Here is a 15,872-nt window from a genome sequence, read left to right on the forward strand (position 1 = left end):
TCCCCCAAAGTTAAATTAATAAGGCACTACACTATGGTTAGCAGGAAACGTAATAGCGTTATTTACCGGTTTGCCAGTTTATTATTGGTGTTGATGTTAAGTGCCTGTAGCGCACTGCAAGGTACGCCACAGCCAGCACCGCCAGTAACGGACCATCCGCAAGAGATTCGCCGCGACCAGACGCAAGGGTTACAGCGAATAGGTAGCGTAAGCACGATGGTTCGGGGTTCTCCGGATGACGCATTAGCAGAAATCAGAGCGAAAGCTGTCGCTGCAAAAGCTGATTATTACGTTGTCGTCATGGTGGACGAAACCATCGTGACAGGACAGTGGTATTCACAAGCCATTTTGTACCGTAAATAAATCAGACAACTTACATAGTCAGCTTTACATTGCTTTGCGTCCCTATGCGTTTACCTGTGCACAATAAATTACCAGCTGGAAGCTCGGGCGTTTATTACCGCGATGGAATGCCCTGCAACATGTGGGGAAACGAAAAATGGAGCTGACGATGAAACAATTACTTGCCTCACCCTCGCTGCAATTAGTGACTTATCCTGCGAGCGCCACGGCACAGTCTGCAGAATTCGCCAGTGCTGACTGCGTGACGGGCCTGAATGAAATAGGTCAGATCTCGGTTAGCAATATTTCAGGGGATCCGCAGGACGTGGAACGTATCGTGGCGTTAAAGGCCGATGAACAAGGTGCATCATGGTACCGCATTATTACCATGTACGAAGACCAGCAGCCTGATAACTGGCGTGTACAGGCGATACTGTATGCGTGAGTGTCATCCGCAACAAATGAACAATGCCGGATGCGGCACCTGTGCCTTATCCGGCCAACAGTTCCTGAAATTTCATTGTGTTAGTTGATAACTCGTAATGCTGCTGTTGCCATTATAAGACGCGCTAGCATCACATCTGGCTGACTCGTTTATAAACATACTCCCCCCGTCGCCCGCAGCAATAAATCATTCTGGATCTGCTCTGACAACCGCACGCCGCCGCGCGTATCAAACATCATCTGACACCACGCCTGCGCCATTGGCGGAGAGGCATATTTCAACATTTGCGCGCCGCAACCCAGCAGGAATAGCTGACGAGTAATCTCTCGCCCCATTTCTTCAGCTGGCTTACGCAGTTGCTGCTGCAAACGACGAACCGCGCGATCAAAATAGCGATCCTGCCCTTTCACTTCCATAAACGCTTCCGACAGTAAGTCGTATACACCCGCCTGCTTATTAAGAACGCGCAATACATCCAGGCACATAATATTGCCAGAACCTTCCCAGATGCTGTTCACCGGCATTTCCCTGTAAAGCCGCGGCAGCTCGCTCTCCTCGCAATAACCAATACCGCCCAGCACCTCCATCGCTTCGGCCACAAACGGCATACCACGTTTGCAGATAACAAATTTCGCCGCAGGCGTAAATAAACGCGCCCACAGGGCTTCTTTGGCATCGGCACGCCGGTCCCACGCTCGCGCAAGACGAAACAGCAACGCCGTTTGACCTTCAAGCTGAAGTGCCATGCGACTTAAGACATGACGCATAAGGGGTTGTTGGATCAATGGATTACCAAAAACATGGCGTTGATGGGCATGATAAATCGCCAGCGAAAATGCACGGCGCATCATGGCATGGCTACCCAGGGCGCAATCAAAACGCGTCATCCCACCCATTTTCAGGATCAGACGAACTCCTTCCCCTTCCTGCCCCAACAACCAGCCAATGGCATCCTGAAACTCCACTTCGCAGCTGGCGTTAGAGCGATTACCCAGCTTATCTTTCAGCCGCTCGAGGCGAATCGCGTTGCGTTGCCCGTCAGGCAAAAAGCGCGGCACAAAAAAGCAGGACAAACCGCCCGTAGTCTGCGCCAGCACCAGATGCGCATCGCTTTGCGGCACCGAGAAAAACCATTTATGCCCCACCAGCCGATAAGAGCCATCTTCCAGTCGCTCTGCGCGGGTGGTGTTGCTCATGACATCGGAACCGCCCTGCTTTTCCGTCATTCCCATGCCAATCAACAAACCGCGTTTTTGCCCACCTGGCAATAAGTGGGAATCGTAGCGATCGCTCAACAGCGGCGTGGTCCAGTCCTGAAACGGCGCGGGTAACATCTGTAACAGCAATGGCGTGGCGGCAAAGGTCATCGTTATCGGGCATAACGACCCTGCCTCAACCTGTGCGTGCAACATAAAACGCGCCGCTCGCGCCACAAATGCGCCGGAGCGAGCGTCTTCTTCCCAGGCCAGATTGTGTACCCGATTGGTACATAACGCCTGCATCAGCAGGTGCCAGGCGGGGTGAAAACGCACATCGTCCAGACGGCGTCCTTGCGCATCGTAGCGCAATAATTCGGGCGGATTCACATTCGCCAGTCGCCCCAGTTCAAGGGATTCAGCCGTTCCTAACTGCTGACCAATACTGGCGAGAAAATCGCTATCCCAGCCAGCACCTTCACGCGTTACCGCTTCGCAGAGCGCGCCATCAGACAGGTATAAGTTGCTGTTATTTAAGGGTATAGGTTGATTAAAAACAGTGTGAGTTTGCCAGTGCACTGTGTCTCCCTCCATCAATGGCAGTCACCATTAGTATGGTCACTGCCACGGATTCCTGACAGAAAGAGATTGCTAAAACATTCTTAGCCAGCAATATAATGCGGAACGAAACGTGAGGTGTCTTTGGTGATCAGCGTGTTATCTTCACGGATCCCCATTCCGCACGCTTCATCATCGACAATCCAGCTACCGATGAGTGTGTAGCTATCGCCAAATCGTGGTAGGGGTTGAAACGCCTGGTAGATCATCGGTTCATCGGCATAATCACCCTCAGCGTGGTCAACGACGTTATTCTGACCGTCGAAAATGGTGACGTTACCGCCCTCGCGTGAGTAGATCGGTTTACGCACATAGCTTTCGCCAGCGGCAATCTGCGGTTTTTCGCCATCAAACCAGGATGCAAGTAGGTTAGGATGACCAGGAAAGAAGCGCCAAAGCAGCGGCATTAACCCTTTGTTGCTCAAGATACTTTTCCATAACGGCTCCACCCATTGCTCGCGGCGCTTGCGCAGCAGCGGACCGTTATCGTCACGCATCATCCACTCCAGCGGATACAGCTTAAATGCACGCTGGATGACATTATCATGAAGATCGGTCAGCACACCGCCGACGCCCAAACCGAGATCTTCAATGTAGATAAACCGCGACTCCTGCCCTGCCTGCTGGGCGCAGTCCTGCAAGTACAGCACGGTACTCCTGTCTTCATCGGTGTCCTGACAACAGCAGAAATAAAACGGTTCCCGACTGTAAAGCTCACTAAAGCGCGAAATCAGGCGTTCCTGAATGGCATTGTACTGATCGGCATCACGCGGAATACTGCCGCTGCGCCGGGCATCTTCCAGCCACAGCCACTGGAAATAAGCCGATTCATACAACGAGGTTGGCGTATCGGCGTTGTACTCCAGCAGCTTCACCGGCGCATTGCCACACCAGGCAAAATCCATCCGTCCATACAGCGAAGGATCGCGTGCGCGCCAGCTTTCGGCGATCACATCCCAGTACAACGGCGGGATCGCCAGTTGCGTCAGGATCTCTTCGTCTTTAACCGCGCGATCCACCACCTCAAGGCACATCTGATGCAGTTCCGCAGTTGGTTTTTCGATCTGCTCTTCAATCTGGCGCAGGGTAAAGCGGTAAGCCCGACTCTCATCCCAATAGATTTCATTGTCGATGATATGAAAGTCGAAACCGTTGTCAGCGGCGATCTGGTCCAGATCCCGCCGTACAGGAACGTTGTGTCTCAGCATGATTAGCCTCCCCAATGCCCACGGGCGCTGGAAGAACGACCATAGCCGCCGCGAGAAACAGTTGACGCTTTTCTGGTGGTAAAGCCGCCCGAGGAGTAAGACTCTTTTTTGCCAGAACCGGAGCGCCAGGAGTAATCACCGGAAGTATTGCGCCAGACGGGGCGGGAAGCAAATGAGGATCCACCGCTGTTATAAACGAACGGCTCATCGCGATCTTTACGAATAACCCGGCTTAATAAAAATCCAGAAATGACCGGGATCCAACTCTGTTCAACATTGTCGTAGTAGCAATTTTCGTACTTAGACTGACAATTCTGCTGAGTCATATTCTTCGGAACATCGGCATAAAATGCCGCTTTGGCATTGTTCCAGCCATGAGCACAGATATCTGAATTATTACCGTCATCAATACAATCCTGCACTGTCGAGTAAAACGTTCCGTCACCGTCGTTATCGACATCACCACTATCGCCACAACCTTTCAATACAAAAAAAGCTGCACCGCCCATTAGCGCCAACGTTAAGTATTTTTGTGCGTAGCGATTGCGTCGCGGCTCAAAAGGATTATTAGGTCTTCCAATGCGACTGATCGCTCCGTGACCAATTTTACTGTTATTTCTTGATTTGCGTTTTCTGGCCATGATCGTCCATTACCATGTCATACAAGCTGCGTTAAAAATACCGCCAGCCAGCGCGGCGGTTCCCATAAACATTCCTGCTGCGGTATTGTGATTAATAATTTTTTCGCTTAATGCTGGCATATAAAGTCTGACGCCAGCAAAAACGAGTAACTGAATCACCAGTGCGATCCCGCCCCAGGCAAAATAATCCGGAATACTCACCGCATTGATTGCCGCACTAGATAATGGGATCACGTAACCCAACAATGTACCACTGAACGCCAGTGCCGCCGCGGTATTATTGTTTTTAATTAACTGCCATTCGTTGTGCGGTGTAATTTTGGAGTAGATAAACAGAAAAATAATCACCATAGCCACGCCAATAAAAAAATAGGCGCTAAAGGCAAGAAGTGAATCCAGTATATGCATCGTAAACGTCCTTGTAATTAACCAATAATATGAAGTGATGTCAGTGGGATATCAACACCCAGTGCGCGCGAAAATAACCACTCCGGCTCGCCGAGATCGTTAAAAGATTCCTCACCATTTAACAGCAAATATTCACAGGTATCTTCGGTCACCTGCCGTTCATAGCCCATGGTAAAATTATGCACTTCCCATTTGGCGTGGTTTTGATTTTCAACTTTTTCCAGCATATAGACGGGTTCGATATTCCCCGGTTCTTCGCTGTTAAAAAATCGCTGCCAGCGTTTTTCCTGCCAGTTTAAAGTCATTGCCCCCATCGCTTTAGCGTTGATCGCTTCGCGCCAGTGGCTCTCTTTGCTGATACCGTAGCTCTCTTCATAGACAAAGAGCTTTATATCATCAATGTCATCAATATCTTCGCCGCCGGTGGTATTGATTTGCAGAAATTCATCGCCCGAAGTGTAGTAGCGGAAAATCTGACTACCGCCGCCCAGATCGATGTGGCTGACAGCGGCTACCGTAAATTCTTCACCCGGCAGCGCAATCAGCAATTCATCTTCCAGCAAACGAAACGCTAACGTGTCGAGCGTAAAGCCGCTATTGAGATGAAGTCCCAGCGGGCCACGTGCGATTACAGGTTTATCATCCTTACCAAACAGACGCTTGAAAAAACTTGTCATATGCTTCCCTCAATGTCCTGCCATGCCACTTCTTCAGCCAAAATACGGTTATTGCCAATAAGATGCAGCCACATACCGCCTTTAACTTCCGTTGCAATGACTGGATTCAGTTCCATTCCCCTACCATTTTTACAACTGCTTATTCCCAGGACGGTGGCATCATGATGAAGTTTCATATAATGCATCAATGCGCCATAACGCATTGAGGTAACCCGTTCAGGAATCGGTAAAACAAACCCCGTATCCCCCAGCATTGGATTCATAATCGATGCCACTGATTGAGATGAACCGGGATCTTGTATTGAACGGGAAAGTTGTTCTGCTGAAATATTTCGCACTATTTCAATACGTTGACAATGAACCTCTAATAAACGAGCGTAGCGTTCATCTTCCAGATAAGCGACGATATGGCATCTTTCAGGAATAAAATCCGCCAGGGATAGTGCGGTCGTGAACGTCTGCTCATCTGTTTGCGAAAAGATGATGACACTTTGGCAATTTGCCAGTCCCATGCGGGTATGTTCATGCGGATCATTAAAATTACTAATACGAATGAAATCGACCCAATTATTTCCAGGCATCGGATGTTGAATATCATCCCGCTCACACAAAAGTACCCGGCCAAATGCTCTTCGGGAATCAAACAACAATAATGAAATCATCTTTTCAGTCTGATGCCCGCGCCATCCAATGACCAGCATATGGTTGCGCAAATTGCTGTAGTCGCCCATTCCCGTCATTCCTTTCGCCAATATGTCTTGCACTAATGCAATGACTTTTCCCATTAAAGCGCCAAATAAACCAACACTCACAGGAATCTGCCAGAGCGCTGTGAACAGACGTCCCCCCACCGTTTGGGGTGTGATATCACCAAACCCCAGCGTTGATCCCACAACCGAGCAGTAATAAATAAAATTACTAAGTTGACCTACCAACGCCTCTTCATGCAACGCAGTTAACACCAGATAACAAAACAGATACTGTCCTGTAAATAATCCAGTCAATGCCGGCCAGGTAAGCCTGGAAAGGTGACGTCGGCAGGTTTTAATGATCCATGAGAAGAACATTACTCGCCCTGTTGGCGTTGCAGTCTTGCTAATACATCCTGGGCGCTACTTTTGTTGCTACCGCCAATCCCGGCTTCCGCCAGTTTTTCATCAAGATCGCGACCATCTGCCACTTTTTCCAGCTGTGCGGCAGCATCCAGGCGAGCTTGACGTTCGGCCTGACGCGTTTGCAGACGCTTTAAGGATTCTGCCGCTGTCGAAACGCTGGAAGATGCGCCAACAGTAGAGGTCGTTACGGCCTGTTGTGCACGCTGCATGGCTTCAGTAGCTTTAACGACTTCCATTTGTTGCTCAAATTGAGCGATACGCTGTGCTGTCGCTGTAACCGCTTTTTCCACACCATCGCGAGAGACCTCCAGATTCGACAACACTTGCTCTTCAGCGGTAATGAGATTCTCAAGACGGGCGATTTCTTCAGCAACTTCGTTAATCAACGACGGATTAACATTCTTGCTTAACGCTTCCAGCGCGCGAGCTTCCAGACTGGCTTTACGCTCACGTAAATCTTTCAGTTTATCGTTGCTCAATTTCACTCTTGCCAGTAGATCGACACGTGATTTACCGGCCTTATCCAGTTCTGCTTTGGCATCGCGTATATGCTGTTCAAGCATTCTAACGCCCTGTGCTTCTTCAATGGATTCTTCCGCTTGCGAGATCACCGATTTACCCAGCGTAAGTAAAGTTTTTAAAATTCCCATAAATACCTGTCCTTGTAATTAGTGTGAATATTCTTCTGTAATTTCAGCAAGATCCAAAGCGTTATCTACCAGCGTGGTTATTTCCAGCAGGATATATTCAAGAGAAGATTTAAGCGATAACGCCCCGAAAACAATGTAATACTCTTCCTGTTGCACGCTGGAGATCCCTACCGATGACAACGGCATCATCTTCTGATTTCTTAATAAGAAGGTATGAAATTCATCTGGATTGCTGATACTACTTACCGGGCAAATAAAGGTTTCGATGATCATTTGGCGGGAAGTAAAAAGAATATTGATTTGCAAATCGCCATAATCATTCATTTTAATAATTAATGCGTTTTCATTATTTGTTACATCAATATTTTGTTCAGGTACAGTTTGCAGCGCCGTCGCCAGCGCCAACGGATTCCATGTCATATATTATTCCATAGTGATTAAGTTGAAATATTAATAATATAAATATTTGTAGCACGTAATTATCTTACCAGCTCCAGACAAAAAAAAACCATCCAAATATGGATGGTTTTTCATAATTCAGAGAAATTAGCTACGCTGGCGTACCGCTTCAAATAAGCAAATGCCGGTCGCTACCGAAACGTTCAGGGAAGAAACGCTTCCTGCCATGGGGATGCTGATCAACTCATCGCAATGTTCACGAGTCAGGCGACGCATGCCTTCACCTTCTGCGCCCATCACCAGTGCCAGCCGTCCGGTCATTTTGCTCTGATAGAGCGTATGATCCGCCTCTCCTGCCGTACCGACGATCCAAATATTCTCTTCCTGCAACATACGCATAGTGCGCGCCAGGTTAGTCACCCGAATCAGCGGAACGCTTTCTGCCGCGCCGCAGGCCACTTTTTTCGCCGTGGCGTTGAGCTGTGCGGAGCGATCTTTCGGCACAATCACCGCATGAACGCCTGCGGCGTCCGCGCTGCGCAGGCACGCGCCGAGGTTGTGCGGATCGGTTACACCGTCGAGGATCAACAGGAACGGCTGATCGAGCGAAGCGATCAGATCCGGCAGATCGTTTTCCTGATACTGCCGTCCAGGCTTCACACGGGCGATAATGCCCTGATGCACGGCACCGTCGCTTTTCTCGTCGAGATATTGGCGGTTTGCCAGCTGGATAACCACGCCCTGGGACTCAAGGGCGTGAATCAGCGGCAACAGACGTTTATCTTCACGGCCTTTTAAAATAAAGACTTCCTGAAAACGTTCAGGGGCGCGCTCCAGCAGGGCCTGCACTGCGTGGATGCCGTAAATCATTTCGCTCATTAATGTACTCGTTGTTTACGTTTTGCCTGATGCGCTACGCTTATCAGGCCTACATGATCCCTGCAATGTATTGAATTTGCGTGATTCTGTAGGCCGGATAAGGCGTTCACGCCGCATCCGGCATGAACAAAGCGCATTTTGTCAGCAATCTGACCCTCTTCTGTTTGAAGAGGGTAATGATCACTCTGCCACTTTTTTCTTCGCCGCACGCTTCGCTTTGGTCGCTGCGGCTATTTTCTGCGTTTTCGCCGATGGCTTTTTCGCTTTTCTCGCGTCTTTCTTCGCCGCTTTCGGCTTCGTTTTTTTCTCGCCGCGGAAAGCGCTGTCTGGCTCAAAGTTTACCTTTTTACCAACCTGACGACGCTTGCCGCCTTTTTTGCCTGCATCGCCTTTTTTCGCTTTCTCGCGCGCGGTTTTACCGACGTTGCGCGGTGCGCGTTCGCTGGAGATCAGGCTAAAGTCGATTTTGCGCTCGTCCATATTAACCGCTTCGACGCGAACTTCCACGCGATCGCCCAAGCGATAAGTCTGGCCGCTGGATTCACCCATCAGGCGTTGTCCCACCTGGTCAAAGCGATAGTAGTCATTGTCCAGCGAAGAGACATGGACCAGACCATCGATGAACAAGTCATCCAGGCGAACAAAGAAGCCAAAGCCGGTAACGCTGGAAATTACGCCTTTAAAGACGTTACCTACCTGGTCGAGCATGAAGTCACACTTCAGCCAGTCAGCCACATCGCGCGTTGCTTCGTCGGCACGACGTTCCGCCATCGAACAGTGCTGACCCAGTTGCAGCATTTCTTCCATCGAATAATGGTAGCCGCCGGTTTCAGTGGTATTCCCCTGATGCCCCTGCTCTTTCGCCAGCAGATACTTAATGGCGCGGTGGAGCGTCAGGTCAGGATAACGACGAATCGGCGAAGTAAAGTGCGCATAGGACTGCAATGCCAGACCGAAGTGACCGCGGTTTTCCGGATCGTAAATCGCTTGTTTCATTGAGCGCAACAGCATGGTTTGCAGCATTTCTGCGTCAGGACGGTCAGCAACCGATTCCAGCAGTTCCGCGTAGTCACGCGGTTCCGGCTTGTTACCACCCGGCAATTCCAGCCCCAGTTCCGCCAGCACTGAACGGAAAGAGGTTATCGCTTCGGTGCTCGGCTTGTCGTGAATACGGAACAGTGCCGGTTCTTTGGCCTTCTCAACGAAACGCGCCGCCGAGATATTCGCCAGAATCATGCACTCTTCAATTAACTTGTGTGCGTCGTTACGCTGGGTCTGTTCGATACGCTCAATACGGCGTTCAGCGTTGAAAATAAACTTAGCTTCTTCGCTTTCAAACGAGATCCCGCCGCGTTCTTCACGGGCTTTATCCAGCACTTTATAGAGGTTATGCAGCTCTTCGAGATGCTTAACCAGCGGGGCGTACTGCTCGCGCAGATCCTGATCGCCCTGCAGAATATGCCAGACTTTGGTGTAGGTCAGACGCGCGTGAGAGCTCATCACCGCTTCATAGAATTTGTAGCCCGTCAGGCGGCCTTTCGACGAAACCGTCATCTCGCACACCATACACAGGCGGTCTACCTGCGGGTTGAGCGAACACAGGCCGTTAGAGAGCACTTCCGGCAGCATCGGGATAACCTGCGAAGGGAAGTACACCGACGTGCCACGGTTACGCGCTTCCCTGTCCAGCGGCGTTGGCGGACGCACATAGTAGCTGACGTCGGCAATCGCGACCCATAAACGCCAGCCGCCGCCGCGTTTTTTCTCGCAGTAAACTGCATCGTCAAAGTCACGGGCGTCTTCGCCATCAATGGTGACCAGCGGTAAATCGCGCAGATCGACACGGCCAGCTTTCGCCTCTTCCGGCACTTCTTCTTTCAGCCCGGCAACCTGTTGCTCAACAGCCTGCGGCCAGATGTACGGAATTTCATGGGTACGCAGGGCGATATCAACCGCCATGCCGGTGCCCATATTATCGCCCAGCACTTCGACGATTTTACCCACTGCTTTGGTACGGCGAGTCGGGCGTTGGGTCAGTTCAACCACCACCACAAAGCCCATCCGCGCGCCCATTATCTGATCGGGCGGGATTAAAATATCGAAGCTCAGACGGCTGTCGTCAGGAACCACAAAGCCGACACCCGCTTCGGTAAAGTAGCGACCAACAATCTGGCTGGTTTTTGGCACCAGTACGCGGACAATACGCGCTTCACGGCGGCCTTTACGGTCAGCGCCCAGCGGCTGTGCCAGCACCTGATCGCCATGAATGCAGGTTTTCATCTGCTCGCTGGAGAGATACAAATCATCTTTACGCCCTTCAACCCGCAGAAAGCCGTAGCCATCACGGTGGCCAATAACGGTACCTTTCACCAGGTCGAGGCGTTCCGGCAGCGCATAGCACTGACGGCGAGTGAAGACCAGTTGACCATCGCGCTCCATCGCGCGCAGGCGGCGACGCAGGCCTTCAAGCTGCTCTTCGCCTTCAATGTGCAGTTCTACCGCCAGCTCATCACGGCTGGCCGGTTTTTCACGTTTGGTTAAATGTTCGAGGATAAATTCCCGACTAGGGATGGGATTCGCGTATTTTTCAGCTTCGCGTTCCTGGAAAGGATCTTGTGACATCTCGGTTCCTCCGTTGTCATCTCTGATGAAGATTTTCGTCACTCCACCAGCAATAATTTATAAAGCGGTTGATTCTCTTCAACCAAATCGGCAAGCGTGTAGTTATCCAGTTCCATAAGAAAACTTTGCACGGCCTTAGAAAGTGCCTGTTTCAACCGACAGGCAGGTGTAATGTGGCAAAACTCACTGCTGCAATTCACCAGCGATAAAGGTTCCAGCTCGCGCACCACATCACCAATACGTATCGCACTCGCCGGTTTCCCCAGGCGAATGCCGCCATTTTTTCCACGAACAGCAGTCACGTAGCCGGCACGACTAAGTTGATTGATTATTTTGACCATATGATTACGGGAGACGCCGTAGACGTCAGTCACTTCAGAAATACTGGTCATCCGCCCTTCTGGCAATGACGCCATGTAGATCAGCGCACGTAATCCGTAATCAGTGAAACTCGTTAACTGCACATCAACCTCAAAAGGGAAAGCGGGAAAAAATACATTTATATTGATGATAAACCAGCCACAAGCTGTGTCGCTAATTTATTTCAGTTCGGGGAAGGAAAAAAGCGAGGATTTAACACTGTGTCGGATAGCATAATGGCTAACCCGACACAGCAATGTATCACACTGTTAGCCCGGCAGGCAAAATATCTGCCAGGCGTACCAGAATTACGCGTCGAACGGGTCGCGCAGAATCATGGTTTCAGTACGATCCGGGCCGGTAGAGATGATATCGATCGGCACACCGGTCAGTTCTTCAATACGCTTGATGTAGTTCAGTGCCGCCTGCGGCAGACCGCTACGATCTTTCACGCCGAAGGTGGATTCAGACCAGCCCGGCATGGTTTCGTAAATCGGCTCTACACCTTTCCAGTCGTCTGCTGCCAGCGGAGTGGTAGTCACTTCGCGACCATCCGGCATACGGTAAGCCACGCAGAGTTTCACCTCTTTCAGGCCATCCAGAACGTCCAGTTTGGTCAGGCAGAAGCCAGACAGGGAGTTCAGCTGTACCGCACGACGAACGGCAACGGTGTCCAGCCAGCCGGTACGACGACGACGACCCGTAGTTGCGCCGAATTCGTTACCCTGCTTGCAGAGGAACTCACCAGTTTCATCAAACAGTTCGGTCGGGAACGGACCTGCACCTACACGAGTGGAGTAAGCTTTGAGGATACCCAGAACGTAATCAACATAACGCGGGCCCAGGCCGGAACCGGTCGCCACGCCACCTGCAGTGGTGTTGGAAGAAGTTACGTACGGATAAGTACCGTGGTCGATATCCAGCAGCGTACCCTGCGCACCTTCGAACATGACGAAATCGCCACGCTGACGCGCCTGGTCGAGCAGGTCAGAAACGTCAACCACCATAGAAGTCAGGATGTCGGCAACAGCCATCGTATCATCCAGAACTTTCTGGTAATCAACCGCTTCAGCTTTGTAGTAGTTAACCAACTGGAAGTTGTGATATTCCATCACTTCTTTCAGTTTTTCAGCGAAGGTTTCTTTGTCGAAAAGGTCGCCAACACGCAGACCACGACGTGCCACTTTATCTTCATAAGCAGGCCCGATACCACGACCCGTGGTGCCGATCGCTTTCGCGCCGCGCGCTTTCTCACGCGCGTTATCCAGCGCAACGTGATAATCAAGGATCAGCGGACATGCTTCAGACAGCAGCAGACGCTCACGAACGGGGATGCCACGGTCTTCCAGTTCTTTCATCTCTTTCATCAGCGCGGCCGGAGACAGCACAACACCGTTACCGATGATGCTGATTACATTCTCGCGGAGAATACCTGATGGAATAAGATGGAGAACGGTTTTTTCACCGTTGATTACGAGAGTATGGCCTGCGTTGTGACCGCCCTGGTAGCGTACAACATATTTAGCCCGTTCAGTCAGAAGATCGACGATCTTACCTTTACCTTCGTCACCCCATTGGGTGCCCAGTACGACGACGTTGTTACCCATTTTTCAAAATCACCGTTTGCTTAAAAATGGATTCTACCATCGCTTTTTCAGAGTTACAGCACTTTTTGCACTCAAAAATGACCTCGATCAGTCTGTTTTTTGTTCAGCCAATCGTTTTCCTCAACATGTAGTAGACCACAACGCCCGCAACCACAAGTCCACCGCCAAAACGACGTAAAATATTATCGGGCAAATTGGTCATCGCAGCGATCATCTTCTTCCATGCCTTCGGGTAAAGCATCGGCCCTAAACCTTCCAGCACCAAAACCAGGGCAAGCGCCAGCCAGATTGTCGAATTCATTCATTATCCTTATAGAAAAAGAAAACCACCGACATCCCTGAGGATGCGGTGGCTTTATTGACCTGTACCGCAGTCGTTATATTAACGCGTTGCGGAAGTCGGCGTCTTCATGTAGCGGAAGAAATCGCTGTCCGGGCTCATGACCATCACGTCCTGATTGCCAGAGAAGCTGTTCTCATAAGCACGCAGGCTACGGATGAATGCGTAGAAGTCCGGATCTTTACTGAATGCATCAGCAAACAGTTTGGCTGCTTCTGCATCGCCTTCACCACGCATGATGCGGCCCTGACGCTCAGCTTCTGCCAGCGTTCTGGTTACTTCATAGTCGGCAGTCGCGCGCAGTTTTTCCGCTTCTTCCTGACCTTGTGAACGGTGACGACGTGCTACCGCTTCACGCTCGGCGCGCATACGGTTGTAGATCGCTTCAGACACTTCGGTCGGCAGGTTGATCTGCTTGATACGCACATCGACAACTTCAATACCCAGCGCCGCCATACTGTTCGGGTTGATGACCGGTACTTTACCCTTCGTCTCAGCCGTTACGCGCTCTGCCGCTTCGGCAATGGCGTTATCTGCCGCCGGGGTAGTAACTTCATCTTCTGTACCCGCAGAACCGGAGTTCAGCGCGTCACGTACTTCGAGGGTCAGACGACCACGGGAATCGGTGACGATGTCTTTCACGTCCAGGCGACCAATTTCAGAACGCAGACGGTCAGAGAACTTACGTTTCAACAGCACTTCCGCTTGCGAAATGTCGCCACCGCCCGTTGCCAGGTAGTAACGGCTGAAATCACTGATGCGCCATTTGATGTAAGAGTCGACGATCAGGTCTTTCTTCTCTTTAGTCACAAAGCGGTCGGCCTGGTTGTCCATGGTCTGAATACGTGCGTCGAGCATTTTCACCGTTTCAATGAACGGTATCTTGAAATGCAGACCCGGCTCATAAACCAGAGGTTTGTTGTCATCGTCACGCAGTACCTTACCAAAACGCAGCGTAATACCGCGCTCACCTTCTTTGACGACAAAGACAGACATGTAAAGCACTACCAGCACGATGATGATAATCGCGATAACTGACTTACGCATCGTTATTCCCCCTGACGCTGGTAGTCGTTACGCTGCGCGTTAGCGCGGCGTTGGTCCATAATATCGCCCTGACTGGTGGACGACGTGTTGCTTGCTCCACTGGTTGTGGAGGAAGAGGCTGGCGGCAGACGCAGCAAATTGCTGGCACCGTTATCGCTCTTCGCCGCAGGGGCATTGCCACCTTTCAGCATCTGGTCTAACGGCAGAACCATCAGGTTGCCACCTTTATCGTTAACCAGCACTTTGCGGGTGTTGCCCAACACTTTTTCCATCGTCTCGATATACAGACGCTCGCGGGTAATTTCCGGCGCAGCTTTATATTCCGGCAGAAGTTTAGCAAAGCGTGCCACTTCACCCTGGGCTTCCAGGATAGTCTGAGCCTTGTACGCACGCGCCTCTTCGAGGATACGTTGCGCCTGACCGTTCGCACGCGGCTGAACTTCGTTGGTATACGCTTCTGCTTCACGAATGTATTGCTGTTCGTTTTCACGCGCGGCAATCGCATCGTCAAACGCCGCTTTTACTTCTTCCGGCGGACGAGCTGCCTGGAAGTTGACGTCCAGCAGAGTGATACCCATGTCATACGGACGAATCGTCTCTTCCAGTTCGCGCTGAGTATCGCTACGAATCACGGTACGACCTTCCGTCAGAATGCGATCCATGGTGTATTTACCGATAACCCCACGCAGGGCGCTGTCGGTAGCCTGACGCAGGCTGTCATCCGGACTGGTCACGCTATACAGATATTTTTCCGGATTGGTGACGCGGTACTGTACGTTCATCTCAACGCGCACCACGTTTTCGTCCGACGTCAGCATCACACCGGAAGCAGCCAGTTCACGCACGGCTTCCACGTTCACCGGTTTGACTTCGTCGATAAACGTCGGTTTCCAGTTCAGACCCGGCTCAACCAGATGGCTGAATTTACCAAAGCGTGTTACCACGCCGCGTTCGGCTTCTTTAATGGTGTAGAAACCACTGGCCGCCCAAATAATGACAATCGCTGCCGCTGCGATGGTAACGACACGACCGCCAAGCTGCGGGCGCGGGCCTTGCGATGAATTACCACCGCCAGATCCGGTGCCTTTACCGCCGCCCAGACCACCGAGCTTTTTGCTCAGTTTGCGGAAGATATCATCTAAATCAGGTGGCCCTTGATCGCGACCGCCTTTGTTTCCATTTCCCTCAGAGTTGCCGCCAGGTTTGCTGCTTCCCCACGGGTCGCGGTCTTGTCCGTTATTACCGGGCTGATTCCACGCCATGTTTGTGCTCCATATTTGTTATGCGGTGATCCCTGTTGTCTTTCGACGCCAGAGGA

The 15,872-nt window shown here is 51.1% G+C and carries 17 protein-coding genes; 2 read left to right on the forward strand and 15 right to left on the reverse strand.

Annotation, left to right across the window (positions count from 1 at the left end; translation table 11 throughout):
• Positions 1–33: 33 nt before the first annotated feature.
• Entirely contained in the window at positions 34–363 is a 330-nt protein-coding gene (gene bsmA, locus AABJ99_RS21240) for a biofilm peroxide resistance protein BsmA (protein WP_000254636.1), read from the forward strand.
• Between the two features lie 148 nt (positions 364–511).
• Positions 512–787 (forward strand): DUF1471 family protease activator YjfN, encoded by a 276-nt coding sequence (gene yjfN, locus AABJ99_RS21245; protein WP_000811566.1) that lies wholly within the window; start codon positions 512–514, stop codon positions 785–787.
• 149 nt (positions 788–936) lie between these two features.
• Here the strand turns inward: yjfN and aidB are convergent, their stop codons facing one another.
• The 15 genes from aidB to hflK form a co-directional block, all read right to left on the reverse strand.
• Positions 937–2,562 carry an isovaleryl-CoA dehydrogenase gene (gene aidB / locus AABJ99_RS21250; protein WP_039021172.1) on the reverse strand — a complete coding sequence of 542 codons (1,626 nt, stop codon included), beginning with the start codon at positions 2,560–2,562 and terminating at the stop codon, positions 937–939.
• A gap of 83 nt (positions 2,563–2,645) precedes the next feature.
• Positions 2,646–3,809 carry a glutathionylspermidine synthase family protein gene (gene yjfC / locus AABJ99_RS21255; RefSeq protein ID WP_039021171.1) on the reverse strand — a complete coding sequence of 388 codons (1,164 nt, stop codon included), beginning with the start codon at positions 3,807–3,809 and terminating at the stop codon, positions 2,646–2,648.
• Between the two features lie 2 nt (positions 3,810–3,811).
• Positions 3,812–4,450 (reverse strand): DUF1190 domain-containing protein, encoded by a 639-nt coding sequence (gene yjfM / locus AABJ99_RS21260; protein WP_000101673.1) that lies wholly within the window; start codon positions 4,448–4,450, stop codon positions 3,812–3,814.
• Between the two features lie 9 nt (positions 4,451–4,459).
• The gene (yjfL, locus tag AABJ99_RS21265) at positions 4,460–4,858 is read right to left on the reverse strand and encodes a DUF350 domain-containing protein (protein ID WP_000547753.1); all 399 of its coding nucleotides are present in this window, start codon (positions 4,856–4,858) and stop codon (positions 4,460–4,462) included.
• A gap of 17 nt (positions 4,859–4,875) precedes the next feature.
• Entirely contained in the window at positions 4,876–5,535 is a 660-nt protein-coding gene (gene yjfK / locus AABJ99_RS21270) for a YjfK family protein (RefSeq protein ID WP_039021170.1), read from the reverse strand.
• Positions 5,532–6,602 (reverse strand): potassium channel family protein, encoded by a 1,071-nt coding sequence (locus AABJ99_RS21275; RefSeq protein ID WP_000466338.1) that lies wholly within the window; start codon positions 6,600–6,602, stop codon positions 5,532–5,534. Before AABJ99_RS21275 ends, yjfK begins: the two co-directional genes overlap by 4 nt.
• On the reverse strand, positions 6,602–7,300 hold the full coding sequence (gene yjfJ / locus AABJ99_RS21280) for a PspA/IM30 family protein (RefSeq protein ID WP_338387446.1): 699 nt from the start codon (positions 7,298–7,300) through the stop codon (positions 6,602–6,604). Before yjfJ ends, AABJ99_RS21275 begins: the two co-directional genes overlap by 1 nt.
• An 18-nt stretch (positions 7,301–7,318) precedes the next feature.
• Positions 7,319–7,720, reverse strand: a complete 402-nt coding sequence (gene yjfI, locus AABJ99_RS21285) for a YjfI family protein (protein ID WP_338387447.1) — start codon at positions 7,718–7,720, stop codon at positions 7,319–7,321.
• Positions 7,721–7,846: 126 nt separating this feature from the next.
• The gene (gene rlmB / locus AABJ99_RS21290) at positions 7,847–8,578 is read right to left on the reverse strand and encodes a 23S rRNA (guanosine(2251)-2'-O)-methyltransferase RlmB (RefSeq protein WP_001293282.1); all 732 of its coding nucleotides are present in this window, start codon (positions 8,576–8,578) and stop codon (positions 7,847–7,849) included.
• 180 nt (positions 8,579–8,758) lie between these two features.
• Positions 8,759–11,200: a ribonuclease R gene (rnr, locus tag AABJ99_RS21300; protein ID WP_000076316.1), complete on the reverse strand. Its 2,442-nt coding sequence runs from the start codon at positions 11,198–11,200 to the stop codon at positions 8,759–8,761.
• Between the two features lie 38 nt (positions 11,201–11,238).
• Positions 11,239–11,664 (reverse strand): nitric oxide-sensing transcriptional repressor NsrR, encoded by a 426-nt coding sequence (nsrR, locus tag AABJ99_RS21305; protein WP_001177637.1) that lies wholly within the window; start codon positions 11,662–11,664, stop codon positions 11,239–11,241.
• A 204-nt stretch (positions 11,665–11,868) separates the two neighbouring features.
• Complete coding sequence (gene purA / locus AABJ99_RS21310; protein WP_000527940.1) at positions 11,869–13,167, reverse strand: adenylosuccinate synthase; 1,299 nt, start codon at positions 13,165–13,167, stop codon at positions 11,869–11,871.
• Positions 13,168–13,270: 103 nt separating this feature from the next.
• Positions 13,271–13,468, reverse strand: a complete 198-nt coding sequence (gene yjeT / locus AABJ99_RS21315) for a DUF2065 domain-containing protein (RefSeq protein WP_001089292.1) — start codon at positions 13,466–13,468, stop codon at positions 13,271–13,273.
• A gap of 81 nt (positions 13,469–13,549) precedes the next feature.
• A complete protein-coding gene (gene hflC / locus AABJ99_RS21320) occupies positions 13,550–14,554 on the reverse strand; it encodes a protease modulator HflC (protein ID WP_001232412.1) in 1,005 nt (334 codons plus the stop codon).
• A 2-nt stretch (positions 14,555–14,556) separates the two neighbouring features.
• On the reverse strand, positions 14,557–15,816 hold the full coding sequence (hflK, locus tag AABJ99_RS21325; RefSeq protein ID WP_000312477.1) for an FtsH protease activity modulator HflK: 1,260 nt from the start codon (positions 15,814–15,816) through the stop codon (positions 14,557–14,559).
• Positions 15,817–15,872 lie beyond the last annotated feature (56 nt).

Source organism: Escherichia coli, from assembly GCF_036503815.1.
Classification (GTDB): Bacteria; Pseudomonadota; Gammaproteobacteria; order Enterobacterales; family Enterobacteriaceae; genus Escherichia; species Escherichia coli_F.

Excerpts from the sequence above, each read along its gene's own strand:
- hflK (WP_000312477.1), bottom strand. The coding sequence starts at position 15,816 with ATGGCGTGGAATCAGCCCGGTAATAACGGACAAGACCGCGACCCGTGG.
- rnr (WP_000076316.1), bottom strand. The coding sequence starts at position 11,200 with ATGTCACAAGATCCTTTCCAGGAACGCGAAGCTGAAAAATACGCGAAT.
- yjfI (WP_338387447.1), bottom strand. The coding sequence starts at position 7,720 with ATGACATGGAATCCGTTGGCGCTGGCGACGGCGCTGCAAACTGTACCT.
- bsmA (WP_000254636.1), top strand. The coding sequence starts at position 34 with ATGGTTAGCAGGAAACGTAATAGCGTTATTTACCGGTTTGCCAGTTTA.
- rlmB (WP_001293282.1), bottom strand. The coding sequence starts at position 8,578 with ATGAGCGAAATGATTTACGGCATCCACGCAGTGCAGGCCCTGCTGGAG.
- yjfK (WP_039021170.1), bottom strand. The coding sequence starts at position 5,535 with ATGACAAGTTTTTTCAAGCGTCTGTTTGGTAAGGATGATAAACCTGTA.
- hflC (WP_001232412.1), bottom strand. The coding sequence starts at position 14,554 with ATGCGTAAGTCAGTTATCGCGATTATCATCATCGTGCTGGTAGTGCTT.
- purA (WP_000527940.1), bottom strand. The coding sequence starts at position 13,167 with ATGGGTAACAACGTCGTCGTACTGGGCACCCAATGGGGTGACGAAGGT.
- yjeT (WP_001089292.1), bottom strand. The coding sequence starts at position 13,468 with ATGAATTCGACAATCTGGCTGGCGCTTGCCCTGGTTTTGGTGCTGGAA.
- yjfC (WP_039021171.1), bottom strand. The coding sequence starts at position 3,809 with ATGCTGAGACACAACGTTCCTGTACGGCGGGATCTGGACCAGATCGCC.
- yjfM (WP_000101673.1), bottom strand. The coding sequence starts at position 4,450 with ATGGCCAGAAAACGCAAATCAAGAAATAACAGTAAAATTGGTCACGGA.
- yjfL (WP_000547753.1), bottom strand. The coding sequence starts at position 4,858 with ATGCATATACTGGATTCACTTCTTGCCTTTAGCGCCTATTTTTTTATT.
- yjfJ (WP_338387446.1), bottom strand. The coding sequence starts at position 7,300 with ATGGGAATTTTAAAAACTTTACTTACGCTGGGTAAATCGGTGATCTCG.
- AABJ99_RS21275 (WP_000466338.1), bottom strand. The coding sequence starts at position 6,602 with ATGTTCTTCTCATGGATCATTAAAACCTGCCGACGTCACCTTTCCAGG.
- yjfN (WP_000811566.1), top strand. The coding sequence starts at position 512 with ATGAAACAATTACTTGCCTCACCCTCGCTGCAATTAGTGACTTATCCT.